At 54.6% G+C, this 16,420-nt stretch carries 19 protein-coding genes; 7 read left to right on the plus strand and 12 right to left on the minus strand.

What is annotated here, in order from left to right; translation table 11 throughout:
- Positions 1–43: 43 nt before the first annotated feature.
- On the minus strand, positions 44–676 hold the full coding sequence (locus ABX962_RS00870; RefSeq protein WP_372715721.1) for a sigma-70 family RNA polymerase sigma factor: 633 nt from the start codon (positions 674–676) through the stop codon (positions 44–46).
- Between the two features lie 300 nt (positions 677–976).
- Between ABX962_RS00870 and ABX962_RS00875 the strand changes: the two genes are divergently transcribed.
- The 4 genes from ABX962_RS00875 to ABX962_RS00890 all read left to right on the plus strand — a co-directional run bounded on the left by ABX962_RS00875 (position 977) and on the right by ABX962_RS00890 (position 4,869).
- On the plus strand, positions 977–1,675 hold the full coding sequence (locus tag ABX962_RS00875; protein WP_372715723.1) for a pirin family protein: 699 nt from the start codon (positions 977–979) through the stop codon (positions 1,673–1,675).
- 105 nt (positions 1,676–1,780) lie between these two features.
- Positions 1,781–2,455, plus strand: a complete 675-nt coding sequence (locus tag ABX962_RS00880) for a hydrolase (RefSeq protein WP_372715725.1) — start codon at positions 1,781–1,783, stop codon at positions 2,453–2,455.
- Between the two features lie 64 nt (positions 2,456–2,519).
- Complete coding sequence (locus ABX962_RS00885; RefSeq protein WP_372715727.1) at positions 2,520–3,047, plus strand: antibiotic biosynthesis monooxygenase; 528 nt, start codon at positions 2,520–2,522, stop codon at positions 3,045–3,047.
- A gap of 37 nt (positions 3,048–3,084) precedes the next feature.
- A complete protein-coding gene (locus ABX962_RS00890; RefSeq protein ID WP_372715729.1) occupies positions 3,085–4,869 on the plus strand; it encodes an amidohydrolase in 1,785 nt (594 codons plus the stop codon).
- Between the two features lie 143 nt (positions 4,870–5,012).
- On the opposite strand, the gene ABX962_RS00895 is transcribed toward ABX962_RS00890, so the two are convergent.
- On the minus strand, positions 5,013–5,090 hold the full coding sequence (locus ABX962_RS00895) for a hypothetical protein (protein ID WP_372715758.1): 78 nt from the start codon (positions 5,088–5,090) through the stop codon (positions 5,013–5,015).
- Positions 5,091–5,677: 587 nt separating this feature from the next.
- Between ABX962_RS00895 and ABX962_RS00900 the strand changes: the two genes are divergently transcribed.
- From ABX962_RS00900 to ABX962_RS00910, 3 genes are all read left to right on the plus strand, one after another.
- On the plus strand, positions 5,678–6,424 hold the full coding sequence (locus ABX962_RS00900) for a helix-turn-helix domain-containing protein (protein WP_372715731.1): 747 nt from the start codon (positions 5,678–5,680) through the stop codon (positions 6,422–6,424).
- 128 nt (positions 6,425–6,552) lie between these two features.
- The gene (locus tag ABX962_RS00905) at positions 6,553–7,254 is read left to right on the plus strand and encodes an isochorismatase family protein (protein ID WP_372715733.1); all 702 of its coding nucleotides are present in this window, start codon (positions 6,553–6,555) and stop codon (positions 7,252–7,254) included.
- 131 nt (positions 7,255–7,385) lie between these two features.
- On the plus strand, positions 7,386–8,369 hold the full coding sequence (locus tag ABX962_RS00910) for a zinc-dependent alcohol dehydrogenase family protein (protein WP_372715735.1): 984 nt from the start codon (positions 7,386–7,388) through the stop codon (positions 8,367–8,369).
- 261 nt (positions 8,370–8,630) lie between these two features.
- Here ABX962_RS00910 and ABX962_RS00915 read toward each other — a convergent pair whose 3' ends face one another.
- From ABX962_RS00915 to ABX962_RS00960, 10 genes are all read right to left on the minus strand, one after another.
- Entirely contained in the window at positions 8,631–9,155 is a 525-nt protein-coding gene (locus tag ABX962_RS00915) for a putative immunity protein (protein WP_372715737.1), read from the minus strand.
- A 37-nt stretch (positions 9,156–9,192) separates the two neighbouring features.
- Complete coding sequence (locus tag ABX962_RS00920) at positions 9,193–9,543, minus strand: ArsR/SmtB family transcription factor (RefSeq protein ID WP_372715739.1); 351 nt, start codon at positions 9,541–9,543, stop codon at positions 9,193–9,195.
- The gene (locus ABX962_RS00925) at positions 9,524–9,988 is read right to left on the minus strand and encodes an SRPBCC family protein (protein ID WP_372715741.1); all 465 of its coding nucleotides are present in this window, start codon (positions 9,986–9,988) and stop codon (positions 9,524–9,526) included. Before ABX962_RS00925 ends, ABX962_RS00920 begins: the two co-directional genes overlap by 20 nt.
- 365 nt (positions 9,989–10,353) lie before the next feature.
- Positions 10,354–10,842 (minus strand): FMN-dependent NADH-azoreductase, encoded by a 489-nt coding sequence (locus tag ABX962_RS00930; protein ID WP_372715742.1) that lies wholly within the window; start codon positions 10,840–10,842, stop codon positions 10,354–10,356.
- Between the two features lie 1,558 nt (positions 10,843–12,400).
- Positions 12,401–13,840: a mechanosensitive ion channel domain-containing protein gene (locus tag ABX962_RS00935; protein ID WP_372715744.1), complete on the minus strand. Its 1,440-nt coding sequence runs from the start codon at positions 13,838–13,840 to the stop codon at positions 12,401–12,403.
- A 34-nt stretch (positions 13,841–13,874) separates the two neighbouring features.
- A complete protein-coding gene (locus tag ABX962_RS00940; protein ID WP_372715746.1) occupies positions 13,875–14,561 on the minus strand; it encodes a PH domain-containing protein in 687 nt (228 codons plus the stop codon).
- Positions 14,562–14,709: 148 nt separating this feature from the next.
- Complete coding sequence (locus ABX962_RS00945) at positions 14,710–14,844, minus strand: hypothetical protein (RefSeq protein WP_372715748.1); 135 nt, start codon at positions 14,842–14,844, stop codon at positions 14,710–14,712.
- A gap of 10 nt (positions 14,845–14,854) precedes the next feature.
- Entirely contained in the window at positions 14,855–15,253 is a 399-nt protein-coding gene (locus ABX962_RS00950) for a host attachment family protein (RefSeq protein WP_372715749.1), read from the minus strand.
- A gap of 154 nt (positions 15,254–15,407) precedes the next feature.
- On the minus strand, positions 15,408–15,599 hold the full coding sequence (locus ABX962_RS00955; protein ID WP_372715751.1) for a hypothetical protein: 192 nt from the start codon (positions 15,597–15,599) through the stop codon (positions 15,408–15,410).
- 442 nt (positions 15,600–16,041) lie between these two features.
- Positions 16,042–16,420: hypothetical protein (locus ABX962_RS00960; protein WP_372715753.1), on the minus strand; the 379-nt coding region annotated here is incomplete at its 5' end.

Here is a 16,420-nt window from a genome sequence, read left to right on the forward strand (position 1 = left end):
CCTGGGGGACAATACTCGAAGAACTATGTTTCTTACAGATTATTCAGCTCTTCTCATTCGACTCGGCACCTAACGAAATGTCTTTTAGGGATTGTGCCAGCAGTAACAGACTTCGGTTCAATCGACGCTGAACCGTTTTGGTTGAGACGTTGACGATCTGTGCGGCTTCAACCTGCGACATGCCTTGAATTCGTACGAGACTGAAGACTTCCAATTCTTCCTCGGGCAGATTTTCGATCGCCTCCAGCATTCGTCTGGCACGATCACTGAGTTCGGCCCCACTACTTTCTGGCGCAACGATCAAGGCCTCTGGAAACTCAACAAAAGCCTCCCCATCGTCCAGGCGTCGGGCCAGATCATTTAGTTCCCAACGCATGTGCTGATTGGCAAGTGAAAAGAACTGCCGGACACCCGATGGCCGTGCATTCTGCATTGCTGTTATCAAACGGCCAACAACAGAACTCAAAAGCTCTTCAGCCTGCAGGTTCAACGGCGCTCCCACCAGTCGCGGATAGTTTCTGTACAGCACCGTGGTACACAATTTGTGCAGTCGACTTACTGCACGACTGAGCAGATCATGAATCACGGCATCAGCGGGAGCATCCTTCGGCAATTGAGCCAAGAGGGCGACGTACTTCTCGACGGCGGCAGTTGTGTTTCCTATGTCGTTTTGCAACGTTGTTCACCTGCTGAACGTGAGGCCTCGAGACGGTCTGTTGCGGCAGGACGGACCGCATTGAGTACAAAGACGCACCACCCAATCGCCTTGCTATCGGTCCTGTCCTGTCTCTCCGCTTAGTGTAGCAGAGGGAGACACGAACCACGAGCCTCGAGACGCCGCCGAAGGTCCCGCCAGCTTTGTTGGCGAGGTCCCCCAGTTATTACCAAGGCTCTACCGTGTAACCCTTGTTTCCACCGTACGGTGCCAAACAGGGCTAATTGACACACGAAGCTCTTCAACCACAGGGTTTTAGCGATGATCAACATTCGCAAATCTGCAGATCGAGGGCATGCCGATTACGGCTGGCTGATGTCACATCATACGTTCTCATTTTCAGGCTACCACGACGCAAAACACATGGGATTTCGAGCGCTCCGCGTGATAAACGAGGACCGTGTCGCTGCCGGGCAAGGGTTCGGAACTCATCCACACAAGGACATGGAGATCGTTTCCTACGTGTTGGAAGGAGCGCTGGAACACAAGGACTCGATGGGAAACGGTGCTGTCCTATACCCCGGAGAGTTTCAACGCATCTCAGCCGGAACGGGCATCACCCACAGTGAGTTCAATCCGTCGAGCGACGAGCCGACCCACTTCTACCAAATATGGATTGTTCCAGATCGGTCGGGCCATGCGCCAAGTTATGAACAGAAACGTTTCGACGTCAGCAGTTCAGCACAGCAGCTGCGTTTGGTCGCCTCGGCTGATGGTCGTAAAGGTTCAATCACCATCCATCAGGATGTGCAAATATATGTTTCGCGACTAGCGGCCGAGAAGTCAATTGAGTTCCAACTTGAAGAGAACCGTCACGCCTGGCTGCAGGTACTACGCGGTCGCGTCAAATTGAATGGATATGCGATGGAAACAGGCGACGGAGCTGCCGTCAGTAGTGAAACAGCCCTCAATATTTGCGCCACCATGGATGCCGAAATCATGTTGTTCGATCTCTGCTAAGCCGGAACGTCCAGACCCAGTAGCAGGCAATTTCACGTTCCCAGCAAAAGTCTAGCTACCTGTATTGATATTTTTAATCAAACCAAAAAAAAGGAAACCAAGCCCATGACCAAAGCTCTTGCCAATACCGACGGTGGACTGCTTACCAAAGACAACTGCGCACTGGCATTCATCGACTTGCAACCTCAGATGTCCTTTGGCGCCGCCAGCGGGATTGACCGTCAACTGCTCGTCAACAATGTGCTCATGCTCGCCAAGGGAGCAAGAGAGTTTGGGGTTCCAACCATCATCACAACAGTAGAAACGGAATCGTTCAGTGGACCAACATGGCCACAGCTACTGGATATTTTTCCAGATCAAACGCCGATTGAACGAACCGGCATGAACTCCTGGGATACGCAGGCGTTCCGCGATGCGATCAAAGCAACTGGGAAGAAGAACATCATTCTATCGGGGCTGTGGACTGAAGTCTGTATCACGTGGCCAACGCTGAACATGTTGGCCGAAGGCTACAATATCTTTGTTGTCGAGGACGCTTGTGCGGGTACGTCGCCCGCTGCCCATGCTGCGGCATTGTCGCGCATGGTTCAAGCCGGTGCGGTGCGGACGACAACGATCGCAACCGTGCTCGAGTTTCAGCGCGATTGGGCCCATCGAGAGCACTACAACGCACTGATGAATCTATTCCGAGAACATGGTGGTGGATACGGCATGGGTATCGAGTATGCCTACACGATGGTGCACAAGGAGCCGCCCGCGCGCAAGCACGTGAAGTCTTAATGCTCTTTTACCGAACCGATTTGGCCCTCTGTGCAATGCCATGAACAGAGATTGGGATGAGTCCGTGAAAGCTGTCCACGTCGCAGTGACGAGAGAAGTCAAACCGGGGTGTGAAGCCGATTTTGAAGCTGCGCTCAATGAGTTTGCTCGCGAGTCACTTCACTTTCCCGGAACCACAGGCGTTCATCTTATTGAACCCATTCCAGGCACGAATGGATGCGAGTTCGGCATTCTGCGTTCGTTTGAAGATGAGGCTGCAAGTCGCCGCTTTTACGATTCGTCACTTTTTCAGCAATGGAATCGACGGGTCGCGGATCTAGTTGTAGGTAAACCGAATCTGCGACGGTTAACCGGACTGGAGGCCTTCTTTCGTGATTCACCGAGGTCACCGCCGCGATGGAAAATGGCGGTCGTTACATGGCTCGGCGTCTATCCATCCGTGCTGCTCTGGTCTTCCGTGCTTCCCCAACTGTTGACCAGCGTACCGCATCTGATAGTTGTCGCGATTGTCAATATTTTCGTCGTCGCCACACTTGCCTGGATCGTCATGCCCGTACTGACAAGAGTCCTTGCGAGTTGGTTGCACAAGTAGGCATGTTCCGTACTTTATAGAAAAGGCGTACACCACCATGGCACCTCAACTCGTACTCTATAACGGCAAAGTTACTACACTTGCTCCGCGACAACTCGAAGTGTCAGCCATTGCGGTTACTGACGGAGTTGTTTCGGCGGTTGGCACCAATGATGAAGTGCTCTCACTCGCCGAACAGCAGACGCTGCGAATTGACTTGAGCGGTCGTCGTGTCATTCCTGGACTGAACGACTCGCATTTGCATGTCATTCGAGCAGGTCTGTTCTATAACCTGGAACTGCGCTGGGATGGCGTTCCAAGTCTGTCGCAAGCGCTGGCCCAATTGAAGCGGCAGGCCGACATGACTCCGCCGCCGCAGTGGGTGCGAGTCATCGGCGGCTGGAATGAGTTTCAGTTCAAGGAGGGGCGCATGCCATCAATTGACGAGATCAACAAAGCGGCACCCGACACACCGGTCTTCCTACTACACTTGTACGATTCTGCCCTACTGAACAAAGCCGCCTTGCGTGTCTTAGGGTTCGATCGCAACACACCGAATCCGCCTGGAGGACTGATCGCACGCGACGCGAAAGGCAATCCAACTGGGCTACTGATCGCCGAACCTAGCGCGTTGATTCTCTATTCGACGATTGCCAACGCTCCCAAGTTGTCACTCGAAGATCAACTGAACTCGACGCGGCACTACCTGCGAGAACTCAATCGCTTTGGCGTGACCAGTGTCTCTGATGCTGGCGGTGGTGGGCAGAACTATCCCGAGGATTACTCCGTCGTCAAACAACTGGACGAAGCCGGACAACTGACCGTACGAATCGCCTACAGTCTATTCGCGCAGAAACCCGGAGAGGAGCTTGCCGATTACACGCGATGGCTGGACATGACGAAGCCCGGAGACGGAGGTGATTTGCTCCGCGTCAATGGTGCGGGCGAGAATCTGGTTTGGAGCGCTGCGGACTTTGAAAATTTCCTGCAACCGCGACCCGACTTACGCCCGCTCATGGAACACGAGCTCGAAGCCGTCATTCGCAAGCTTGCAGAAGCGCGTTGGCCGTGGCGCATTCACGCGACGTACGACGAGTCGATTGGTCGCTTCCTCGATGTATTTGAACGTGTTCATCGCGAGGTTCCGATCGACCAACTGCGATGGTTCATCGACCATGCCGAAACCGTGTCCGAGAGGAACCTTGAACGCATTCAGTCGCTCGGAGGCGGAATTGCCACTCAGCATCGCATGGCGTTTCAAGGCGAATATTATATTCGACGCTATGGCGTTGAAGCCGCCAAACGTCGTCCGCCGCTGCGGAAAATGTTGCAGATGGGACTGCCGGTTGGAGCAGGTACGGACGGCACGCGAGTGGCCAGCTACCATCCTTGGACTTGTCTTTGGTGGATGGTTACGTCGAAGACTGTCGGCGGAATCGAGCTGCACACTGAAGCAGATCGACTAACGCGCGAAGAAGCACTCCGACTTTACACGCAGGGCAGTGCTTGGTTTAGCCGCGAGGAGCACCGGAAGGGAACTCTGGAGGTTGGGCGATTCGCGGATCTGGCGGTACTCAGTGACGACTATTTCACGGTCGAAGCCGACGACATTCGCGCAATCGAAAGCGTACTGACCATCGTTGGCGGACGCGTTGTCCACGGACAAGCAGACTACACGTGTCTCGCACCAGAGCTTCCGCCCGTCAGCCCAAGTTGGTCCCCAGTCGCCACCGTCGGCGGTTACAACAACACCGAGGCCACTCCACCGCTCAGGCATGATCATAGCCAAGTCATGGCCGCCGATGGACGAGTCTGGCAAACCGGCTGCGGGTGTGGCGTTTAAGGAAGTCTTCCCGCCGACGCAGCGTGTCGCAGTTGCCGGGCATTCCGCCAAAGATGTAAACGCTGGTTCGGGGTGGATTTTGATTGTGTTTTGAGGTAGCCGCACCTGTCGTTCTGTTACGAGCAGTGACGTATGTGCATCACTCAATCTTGGATGTTACAAACCACTCGTTGATAACGAACACGCGGCGGCGTGCCGTTGTCCGTGGCTTCAAGCACGATGTGTAACTGTTACCCGGGTTCGTTGGGAACAACAAAGCTGGCGTGAGGGGAGTTCGCATCGGTGAAGGTGACGCGGGATTCGGCCGAGTCGGCTTCCTCGTGCTGCCACGATCGAGTTCAACAATCGAGCTGGATTTTTTACGATTCCACATGAGACAACGCAATTCATTTCGCGGCTAGGCGATACGATGTTCAAAATCTGTCCTCTGTTTTACCGGTCGAGTTCCAATCTGGTTGCTATGCATTTGGCCCCGAAAGCATTACCATGAGGGTGGTCGGCAATGCCGAACGATGTGTTGCAATGATGCTGCGGCAGGCCGCGTCGCGTGACAGCTTATCGGAGTTCAGAGGTTCCTTCTCAAGCTTTGGCGGTCGGAGATGAAAGAATAGATTCAGAAGGTTGTATCATGACGCGGACAATCCAACCACCGAAATCCTTGCGTCCGCTCACCCCCGATGATCGGCTGAGGCACATTCCGTATGGGTTCCGGCATACGAGCGCGACGCACGGCTGGAATGGTCTTCGAGTCGAATACAACACACGGCAGCCTGCGAGCGACTTCGTCCACCCGCCTCTCGAATGTCTGATGCTCGTCCTCACCGGCGAGATCTTTCCGGAGCGTACTGATCATCGTTGCGATAATGTGCGGTACAGCGGGGACGGTTTACCGCATGCCGTGAATCTTCTGCCGCCCGGCATCGAGAGCCGGTGGCGGTGGCGCAACACGGGCGACTTGACCGACTCGACTCACTACCAGTTGTCGCCGGCCTTGGTCGCCAAAGTGGCTGAAGAGGCGTTCGATCTCGACCCGGCCCGCATTCATTTTCCGGTTCGCTATTACAACCAATCGAGCCCCGAGGTGATCGACACCCTCACGGCCCTTCGCCGCGAGCTGATTACCGGCGGTCCGGGCGGGCGGCTGTGTGCCGAGTCGCTGGCGAACGTGCTGGTCGTCCAACTGATTCGACAAATGTCCAACAGGCAGGGTTCCAACGGGGGCATCCGCGGGGCAGGCGGCCGACTGCCCCGACATACGTTGCGGGCGGTCGAGGAATACATCCACGCCCATCTCGACCAAAACATCTCCCTTGCAGACCTTGCCGATGTGGCCCACCTGAGCGAATTCCACTTCGCCCGGCTGTTCAAGCAGACGACCGGCCTGGCGCCGCATCAGTTCGTCATCCACCAGCGCGTCGAGCGCGCCAAGCGACTCATCGCCGCCGGGCAACTCTCGCTTGTCCAGATCGCCTTCGAGGTCGGCTTCAGCGACCAGAGTCAACTCAACCGGCACTTCAAACGGCTCGTCGGCATCACCCCCCGGCAATTTGCCTGAACACAGCAAGAATCGCCAAAGAGTCAGCAAGAACCGCCGATACTCTCCTGATTCCGCCATCTATTCTGTTCTCAGACATCGCGGTGTCGCGGTGCAGAACAGAGAACTCTTCTCTTCAGGAGAAAATCATGAGCACAGTCAACAAGTGGATGATCGACCCGGACGATGCGGTGATGCTGCTGATTGACCACCAGAGCGGCCTATTTCAACTGGTTAAGGACATCGAACTCCCCGTGCTGCGGTCTAATGTTATCGCCTTGGCGAAGGTGGCGCGTCTCGCCAAGGTTCCAACCTTCACGACAGCCTCGGTTCCCGACGGACCGAATGGCCCGCTCATCCCAGAGATTCATCAGCAGAACCCCGAGGCGGTTTACATACCTCGTACAGGCCAAGTCAACGCATGGGACAACCCACCGTGGGTGGAAGCCATCGAGAACACAGGCCGCAAGACGTTGCTCATTGCTGGCACGCTGACGAGCGTCTGCATGGCGTTTCCCGCAATCAGCGCTGTCGCCGCGGGGTACAAGGTCTTCTGCATCATCGACGCTTCGGGCAACCACTCCCAAATGGCCACCGACTTGACGCTCGCCCGAATCGCTCAAGCTGGAGCGATCCCGATCGACACGTTTGCCGTACTAGGCGAACTGATGAGCACGTGGAACCGCCCCGACGCGATGGACTTCGCGGCCGTGATGGTCGACCTCGTGCCGCACTACCGGGCGCTGATGGAGAGTTACGACAAGGCGCAAAGCGTGCAACGCGATGGGCACGAAACCAAGCTGAACCAGTTCGAGGCCGGCGCGGGCGAAGAAGTGATCCAAGCTCGCTGAGCTAGTGAAAATGCCGAACCTGGCCCATGCACCTGATCGGCAGGGCAGGTTCGCTTTTGAAGTCCATCGTTGCTTTGCGGCCCCGGTTGCTCAGCTAGTTCGTTTATCGCCACACAAAAAAGAGCATCGCGATGAAAGCGATCATACTTAATTCATTTGGGGGCCCGGAATCGTTCGAGCTTTGTGACGTCCCCAAGCCCGTGCCGCACGAGGGGCAAGTCCTGGTCCGGGTCCATGCAACCTCCATCAATCCGTTGGATTACCAAGTTCGACGCGGCGATTATCACGACCTGGTGCAACTGCCGGCCATTACAGGACACGACGTATCTGGCGTAGTCGAAGAAGTCGGCGCGGGTGTGACGACCTTCTCTCCAGGGGACGAAGTCTGGTACACCCCACAAATATTTAACGGGCCCGGAAGCTATGCCGAGTACCACGTTGCCGCCGAAAACATCATCGGAAAGAAACCTGCCTCGTTGAGCCATCTTGAGGCGGCCAGCTTGACCTTGGTTGGCGGAACGGTGTGGGAAGCACTGATCGTTCGTGCGGTGCTGAGAGTCGGCGAAAGCATTCTGGTACACGGCGGCGCAGGAGGAGTCGGTCATGTGGCGCTCCAGCTCGCAAAAGCCATCGGAGCGAAGGTGTTTACGACCGTGCGCGAAGCAAATGCCGAGTTCGCACGAAGGATGGGGGCCGATGTCATCATCGACTATCAAAAGGAGGACTATGTCGATTGCATCATGCGGGAAACGAGTGGCCGAGGAGTCGATGTTGTGTTCGATACCATTGGCGGCGACGCCTTGTCGCGCAGCCCCGACGCGCTGGCTCAACTTGGCCGCGTTGTCACGATCGTGGACACCGCGCTGCCACAAAACGTCATTCAAGCCTGGGGCAAAAACGCGAGTTATCACTTCGTTTTCACAAGACAAAATCGGGGCAAGCTTGATGAGTTGAGTGCATTGATCGAGCGCGGTCAGCTGAAGCCACACGTGAGCGCGGCCTATTCGCTTGCCGACATTCCGCTCGCACATGCGCGCCTTGAGAGTTCCAACAACGGTGTGCAAGGAAAGATTGCGATTGCCGTCGACCGTCGGCTTTGTGAATCCATAGAGTAGACTAAAAGAAAATGCGTTCACGGTGCCCCGCTCGCAGTCGAGTTGAAACCATCGACCTGCTCTGCACGGGGGCTAAGCACGCCTCCAGGAGTTCTCCGGCGTAACTCGTTTAGCGGCAAGCCGCAGGCGACCGTGTTTTGTACGATTCCGTGACGCCTACTGCTTGCCGTCAAACGAAAAGACTTGTGCTGACGTGCTTGGACAGGAGTGTTCATCGCCTGTTAGCAGACCGCCTCGATGTGCGGCCTTGAATCGTTGGTCTTACTTTTGGATTGGTTCAGGGTCGTCGGCCATGCAATCCGGCATCCAGTTTATGTTAGGCGCACTTAGTCGAGTGCGACCCGGCTCTCGCTTTGGAAGTCGACCCACGATCCGTCGAACTTCTTGTGAAGCATGATCGATAGCCCACTGGAGTTCGTGATCTCCTGCGTCTTGGTCGCTGCCTGACTCAGCTTCCCGTGCGAGCGCCGCATAGACGGCAGGTCCGAGCAAGTGCTTTTCCTGATTCGCCGAATAAACCGCGTGCATGAAGGCACTCGACGCCGCGTATGCTGCGGAGCGTGCTGCAGCAGATGCAGCAGGAGCTTCGATCTCTTGAGCGGCGGCATTTGCAGCTCGAAAAAGCGTGCGTAAGATCGTCGTTCGATTCTCGCCGTTCGCAAATTCTCGAATGCCCGCGATCGCTTCGCGAGGCCGAGCGTCCAAAGGGACTTTCGCCTCGAACAGCGGCAAGACATGGTCGGCGCATTCGGCAACCCATGCCGCAATGGCACGAAGGTCATCCATCGTGATTTCAATTGCGTTAGTCAAGCTGATATCAGCCCTACTCTTCGAGAAACTGTTTTAATCTTTGAAGCGCATCGCCCCATTGTTGAGCGATGTTTTTGAGTGCGTCCTGTGCTTCGTCGAGTCCCTCCTGGCAAGCGACAAAGCGGCGTTCACGCCCGTACGTTTCCTGGGTGACAAACTTGGCCGTCTCCAACACTCGCAAATGTCTCGTCACCGCTTGCCGCGTCACCGGCAAATCCATCGTCAACTGCTTGATCGATTGCGGCACGCCCGTACCGAGCTTGACCAACAGTTGCAGCCGTGTTTCATCTCCCAACGCGGCGAACATTGTCGCGTTTCGGCGCGTGACCGCTTTGCTGGGGCGTTTAACGGTTTGTTTGGACATGGTCTCGGATATTCTTTACTTGTGCGGCCCAACCGCCGTCGTTCATGCGGAATGCTTCGTCGCGGCGATGAGCGGGAATGCCATCGAAACCGGATTCTGTGACCCGCACTAACGTCCCTGTGGGGGCTGGTTCGAGAGTAAACTCAACGATCGTCCGTGGTTCCGCCGAATAGTCGACGCTGAGATCAATCGCATAGGGTCGCCACCAGAACGCAAATCGGTGCTCAGCCTCAATCGCTTCAACGATGACTTCCATCGTCACGTGTTCGTATCCAGGATAAGTGATCTGTCCGCGTGAGACTTCTCCAACGACAAACGGACCTTCCAAGCGTACACGAAACCACTCACCGAACTCGCGATAATCCGCGATTGCCTGCCAGACCCGCGACACGCTCGCCTCGATTTCGATCTGCTTCTCGATCCGGTCGCTCGTGCTATTGTTCATTAAAATCTCCTACTTTGACATGTGCCGTTGTGCAACGATTTAGTTGCATGTTAAACTAGATTCTTGCCTGATGGAAGATGTCTCTGAAAAGCTCGTTTCGCAAAACCATCTTGGGGAGAAGCAAAATGAAGAAGACAAGCGATCACGATGCACGAATTGCGGCCATGACTTTCGCTTCGGTGTATCCGCACAATGCATTTCAGTGGCCTCCTAGTTCTTGCAAAACAGTTTGATCTGTTCGATCAGAAAGTCCGGTCGCGCCTCGGCAACGCAGTGACCACAACGGTCGACCGTTCCGCCGTCAATTTTGTTCGCGAAGAAAGAAACCTGAAGGCGCGAATCTATCAATAGCGTCCAGCGCTGGATCACAACGTCGACGCGATTTGCTGCGCCTTTTCAATCGCCGCTTTCATCGTCGCGGCCAAGTCGTCCGGTGCCGCGAGAGTCGGTTCGATGACGACCGGGTTAATCTCGGTAAAGCCGAAGAAACCGAGAATCTGTTCGACGTACGGCTTTTGGTGGTCCATGCCCGAACCCTCGCCGCCGTAAGCTCCGCCGCGAGCGTAAATCACCGCGGCCGGTTTGCCCGTGACCAAACCGCTGTAGCCGGTAGCCGAATCGAACGAAAACGTCTGACCGGGTTGGGCGATGACGTCGATGTAGTGTTTGAACTTGTAGGGCACGCCGAAATTCCACATCGGGATGCTGATCAAGTATTTATCGGCGGACTTGAATTCGTCGCAAATATCGACCACCACTTGCCACGCCTTGGCCTGGTCGGCGTCGAAACCTTGCCCGTGTAGGACTTGGTACTTGGCGTCGATCGTGTAGCCATCGAACTCGGGTACCCGCATGCGAAGTTCGCAACTTGGGGCTTCTTACCGAGCCGGATTTGTACCGACTACCTTTAGGTTATGGGCAATAAAAACCAGGTCTCAAACTCTCAGAAAGCAATCGCCAGAAACTCTCTCGGTTCATCTCATTCTGTTAACCAGTCTGCCCCCGTTAACCGAGAGAGGTCGAGAGATTCGGCTATCCTGGATGGGGTAGGGACCAGGAAACGAGCGATCCTGGACGTTGACCTAGCTGGAAGAGACGAACGGTTCGGGACGGCGGTTAACAAGAAACCCGCTAAAACGCGGGATTTAAACGAAAGAAGCCGAGGCTCTCGTCTCGGCTTCTTGTGTTTACCAGATTGGCTCAGTTTCGAACCAATTCTGAAAGGCTCCCTGTACAAAACCAATTTGGAGAGAGTCCGCGGATAATGCGGGCTTTTTCTGCCTGGAATGGCTGTTCTAATGCGATTCCCGTCTTTTTCGATGAGACCCGCAGCGAATCGTATACGAATGCCGTACGTTGCTTTGCCGTTAATTAAAGCTGCTGTTTCTCCCAATTCTGCGAGTGGTTAACAGGTGGAGAGAATGCCTAGAAAAGCGGTCGAGACGCTGGCAATTTGTGCCGGTTACCCCTGATCGACGCAACGACAATCGGACTAGCCCAACACCGTTCAAGCCCACGGCCATTGCGGTGGGCGAATGGTTCCGTATGCTCGTCATTTCAGCGGGGTAAAATAATGATGCCACCCCGATTATTTCAGGATTCGCAAGGGAATCGGCAGCACGAATGGCCACGATCGTTCACCCGCTTTTGACACTGCTCGCGTCGCTCACCCGGCAGGAATTGGCTCAGCAAGTTGACTCATTTGACGAAGTGTTCAAGAATTCGGAGTGCAAGATCAAGCTGACACCGGTTCGATCACCTAATTTGCAGGGCCACGTTGAACGCGTAATCCAGACAATCAAACACGAGGTACTCAACGCATTTTGCATCGCGACCAACAAGCACCTCGACGGCATCCTTTGAATTACGCAAGAATGGTACAACAAACGTCGCGGACATTCTGCCCGGGCTCATTTACCACCTATTCGCGATGACGATTCGCCTCGGACAATTGACCTGAAGAAAACGAAGATCCAGTGCCACACCGAGCGTGGTGGACTGCTAAAGTCGTACCGGCCAGCGGCATAAGCAAACGCTGACCCGCATCGTTTCGACTGCCCAATTGTCAAAGTTCAATCATAGGGCTGCTGCGCCGTCATCGCTGGAACCACGTTTCAGCACAGCAGAAGGCCCATCAAACCACGGTTGCCGCCAAAGGTGTTCGCAAGCTTCGACACGGCCAACCACAATTCCGCTCCCAAAATCGCTGGCTGAACAAGTCGCAATGTCTTTGTACCGTGCGCTCCTTCTTTCGCATCTCTTCAAAATCGCCGACCACAACCGGCATGTAGGTCTCCGGCTCCGCCGCGAAGCAACAGACCGTTAGTAAGCAACCACGGTGACTGCAAAGCAATCATGCGCAGCTGTTTTCATCGTATCCACCTTGTAAGAGTAAATTGGTAACTTCATCAATCAATCAATCAGGTTTTCTTCGCTGTCATCTTCTACCTCATCAGAGTGCCGCTGGATCTCGTCCGATATGCTTCGCAGGTCGCCTTCGCCCTTGCTAGCGTGGACGCTGTCGGCGGATAGCTTTTGTGAACTCGGCTTCCCGTTGTTGCGGGCGGCCACGGGTTGAACTTGCACCCTGTCTTGCTGCTCTCCTTCCAGCATCGCAACCGGGACACCCTGGGGGAACACGACTTCACGTGCTTCATCCGGCATGCTGATGTTTGCCTCAGTGAGTGCCACCTTCGCAAGTCGCATCAGGGCACTGCTTACCGATGGTGCGTCGAAGCGTTCGCCATCGAGCCAAAACAAGACTTGTAAATTCACAGTCGATGCACCAAGAGATTCAACCAAAACGAGCGGTGCCGGATCGTCTAATACAGATTCGTGCTTCATCAGCGTTTGAAGAACGACGTCTTGCGCTTCCGTCACCGAGTCGTCGTAACCGATGCCGATGGTAAAGTCCTTCCGCAAGCGTGGCGATGAAGAGTAGTTGATGATGACCGATTTGTAGATCGTGCTGTTGGGAATCTGGATATGGTTGCCATCAAGAGTGAGCAACAGAGTTCCGCGAGTCGTCACCTTGCGGACGAAGCCTTTGTAGTTGTCCAACTCGATCAAGTCCCCGACGCTGAATGGTCGATTCAAACTAATCAGCACGCTCGACAGATAGTTTTCGGCGATATCCCGAAACGCGAAACCCAGCGCGATACCGACCAATCCGGTACCACCCAGAACGGTGACCGCCAGTCGACTCAGACCTGACACCTTCAATGCGATGTAGAGGCCGATCAGCATCACCAACACAGCGACAACGCTGGCGATGACTTGCTGCAACAGTTGGCTGTCGATGCGACGTGCGGTCATCCGCCGGGCGATTGATGCGAGGAGCTTGGCAACTAAGTACGCTAAGAATATGACGAGCGCGCCAACGACCAGCAGCGGGATTAGTTGAACAAAATCGCGTCCAAGCTGTCTTAATTGTAAGATTGCCGGTGAGACATCCCAGACCGGTCTCGCTTTCACCGAAATGCGATTCACGACGGCAACGACATCCGTGGTCCGCTGCGCGACTCGTTCCGCCCAATCGCGGTGCTGTTCACTGTCCGCAACGCCACTCATGAAGACGACACCTTCGTCCGTGGAAACTTCCACGGATTCAAACCAGCCAGTCGCATTGAGGATACGCTCCAGACGCCCTGAAATATCGACGTCTTCGGTGACCGGCTCGACCTCAACTTTATCAGGGGTCTCAATCACCTTCTCTTCGTCCACCGATTGCTCGACAGCTACGTCTGGGCTAACGTCTTGCGGATTCGCCATCGCGATTCCAGAACCCGTACCGGCGATCAAAAGAACCGCGACAATCATGACTTGACGTGGTGTGCGCGTTGAACGTTTCATATCGACCACGACTCGATTTGGCTATGCGTGGTTTTCACTCTTGATTTTCGCGGATGAGTTCGATGATCCGATCAGGATGCGGTAGACGGTGGGCAACCACTTCCAAATCGTCTTGGCCAGAACTCGAAATCCCGACGCCACCGACTTTTAACAGTCGTTGCATAAAAGATTGGTCGAGCTGAATATTGCGAACGTCGTCGTGCTGTACTTCCGAGGTTTCGCGAGAAACGATGCCTTGACGGTAAATCGTTCGGTCATCCGTCACCGTCAACGACGTGAACTGGCTTAATAGCATCCAGTAACTGATGACTGCGGCAATGACCAGCAGAGTGATCGCACAAAGCCAAATCAACAACGACGCAGGTCCGAGCACCATCGTTTCATCCAATGCGTAGCCGGCCAGTGACATTCCCGCAACCGACATGATCATCAGCACGATGGCGGCAAGGCCGACGATAGCGACGACGAGAGTTGCGATCGGTCTGGCACGGAACACAACCGGGTGGACTTCAATCAGCGTTCGTTCATCCGGTTTGGATGCCATTCGATTTTCGCGTGCCACCTTTTCGTCCACATCCCGAACGGACGAAACCACGGCAGTCGGCATCTCAACCTCAAACGGTTTCTCACAACTCGGACAAACGACCGGCCCATCGAGGTGCTCGATCGTAGTATCGACTTCATGATTGCAGTATGGACACTTTGTGGTGAGTACTTGCATGATGAGTGGCTTCGGCGTTTGAGGAGCGGGTTCGAAGGATGCCATTGTTAATGGTCGCACTTTACGTGCCGTTATGGACTTGCAGTGTTCTCTCGTCAGGAATCTGCGTCTCTACATCGCGTCTGCGATTTTGCTTTGCAACTCTCGATCACTTCTCGCAATCTTCCTTGAGCGCGTGACAACCGACTTGGCCTGGCTCGACGGTCCCGTTCATCAAGATGAAACGCCCACTGAACACGGTCAACAGCATAAAGATCGGGAAATCATCCAGGAAACGAGACATCCGATAGACTTCAGCTTAACGATCGCTCGATATCTTCAACCGGCGAGTTGGTATGTGTCTTGTCAACTTCTTTGAGGATCCGATCGGTGACTTCTTGATGCAGACATGGACGCAGTTGCCCGAGCGTTTGCGGGTCAGCCGCCAAGACGAGATCAGCAAAATTGTTCTTGTGAGCTTCCTGGTAGAGATATTCCGCCAGTTGTTTGGCAAACGTCGCTTCGTCAGTTTCCTGCGACGACGACTCCGGTGGACGAGACCCTGATGGACCATCGTCCTCAAGATTCTTGGGCGTCAACTCACCAACTTGTTTCAGCTTCAGATTTCCGTCTCCCGCCTCATTGCGATACAACATCGCATGGGTGCCATCAGCTACGACAACAAGTGTGTTTGGTGGGAACGTTTTATTCATCAATGGTCTCCGTTAATGGGGAAGTAAGTGGAAAGTGTTTACCAATCTATATTCGCGACCGAACGATTGCCCGCCATGTCGACGGGCAATCAAGCAGCGCCTTGACTCTCGTGTTTTCCACTGGAATCGCGTAAGCCGATCGCGTCGAAGCAATTCAAACTTCGATAATTGATCCCGCGTCAGCCTTCTTGGCAGTACCGGAAATGGCAGCTTCAATCTTTGACATGAGTCCTTTGTCACCAACTGCTTTGATGATCGCCAGCGTCTTGGTGGTGGCCAACGTGACTGTCGCTTTGTCAATATCCAAGCGATCTGCTATCTGTTGAATAAAGTTCTTTGTAGACAACTGTTTGCTTTGAATAGGAGGAATCTAGCTTTGTCGTTCATCTTGGACTTGCAGGTTGGGAACGCCAATGATAGGGCGATAAAGCAAACGCCGGGCCATCCAGACCTACTCTCCGATTTAGTCAGCAATTTGTTGACATCGCGAGCCATCCCGTTCTCGAGTAATAGCGTTGGTAGCGTTCGCAAAGTCGTCGGTCAGCGGTCGATACCAGCAACGCGGGAAAATTCTCATTTCAAGGCGAAATTAAGTGGACTACCGTGGGGTTCGTCCGACCGGTGAACCGAGTCGAGCAGGGGCAATTGCATCAGGACCTATTCGCTCGCGTTTACCAGGAACTGCACTGGATGGCGTCGGGCAAATGAGCACAGAGCGAGCTAACTAAACGCTCTCGCCGACGGCGTTAGTGCACGTGGCGTTTGATGAACAGTTAGGTAATGAGCAGTTAGGATTCTTCGTCAGTGAATAAGACACCGCGGATGAGTTCTTTGCTGTCCGCTCGTCCACCTAGGGAGCCTGCTAGAATCGATAGTCCACTGATGAAGATGCATAGCTTGGCGTGCTGTTGAAAGCCGGTTGCCGGCACCACCGTAGTCCAGGTTTGCATCAATCGTTGCGGAAAGATCGTGGCGATGGCTAAGTAGATCAGCCCGCCGAACGCGATAAAAAGAACAGCCATCGTTAGGAACAGACTCAAAATGATCACGGTCTCGGTCACCACCGCGGATTCAGAAAGTGTTCGATCGCGACTGCTGACTGGACCCGATGCAAACGACTTGTACAACGCCAGCGTTGCGCCACTGATCGCAAGCACGGCAAAGATA

The organism is Novipirellula sp., assembly GCF_041583735.1.
Lineage (GTDB): Bacteria > Planctomycetota > Planctomycetia > Pirellulales > Pirellulaceae > Novipirellula.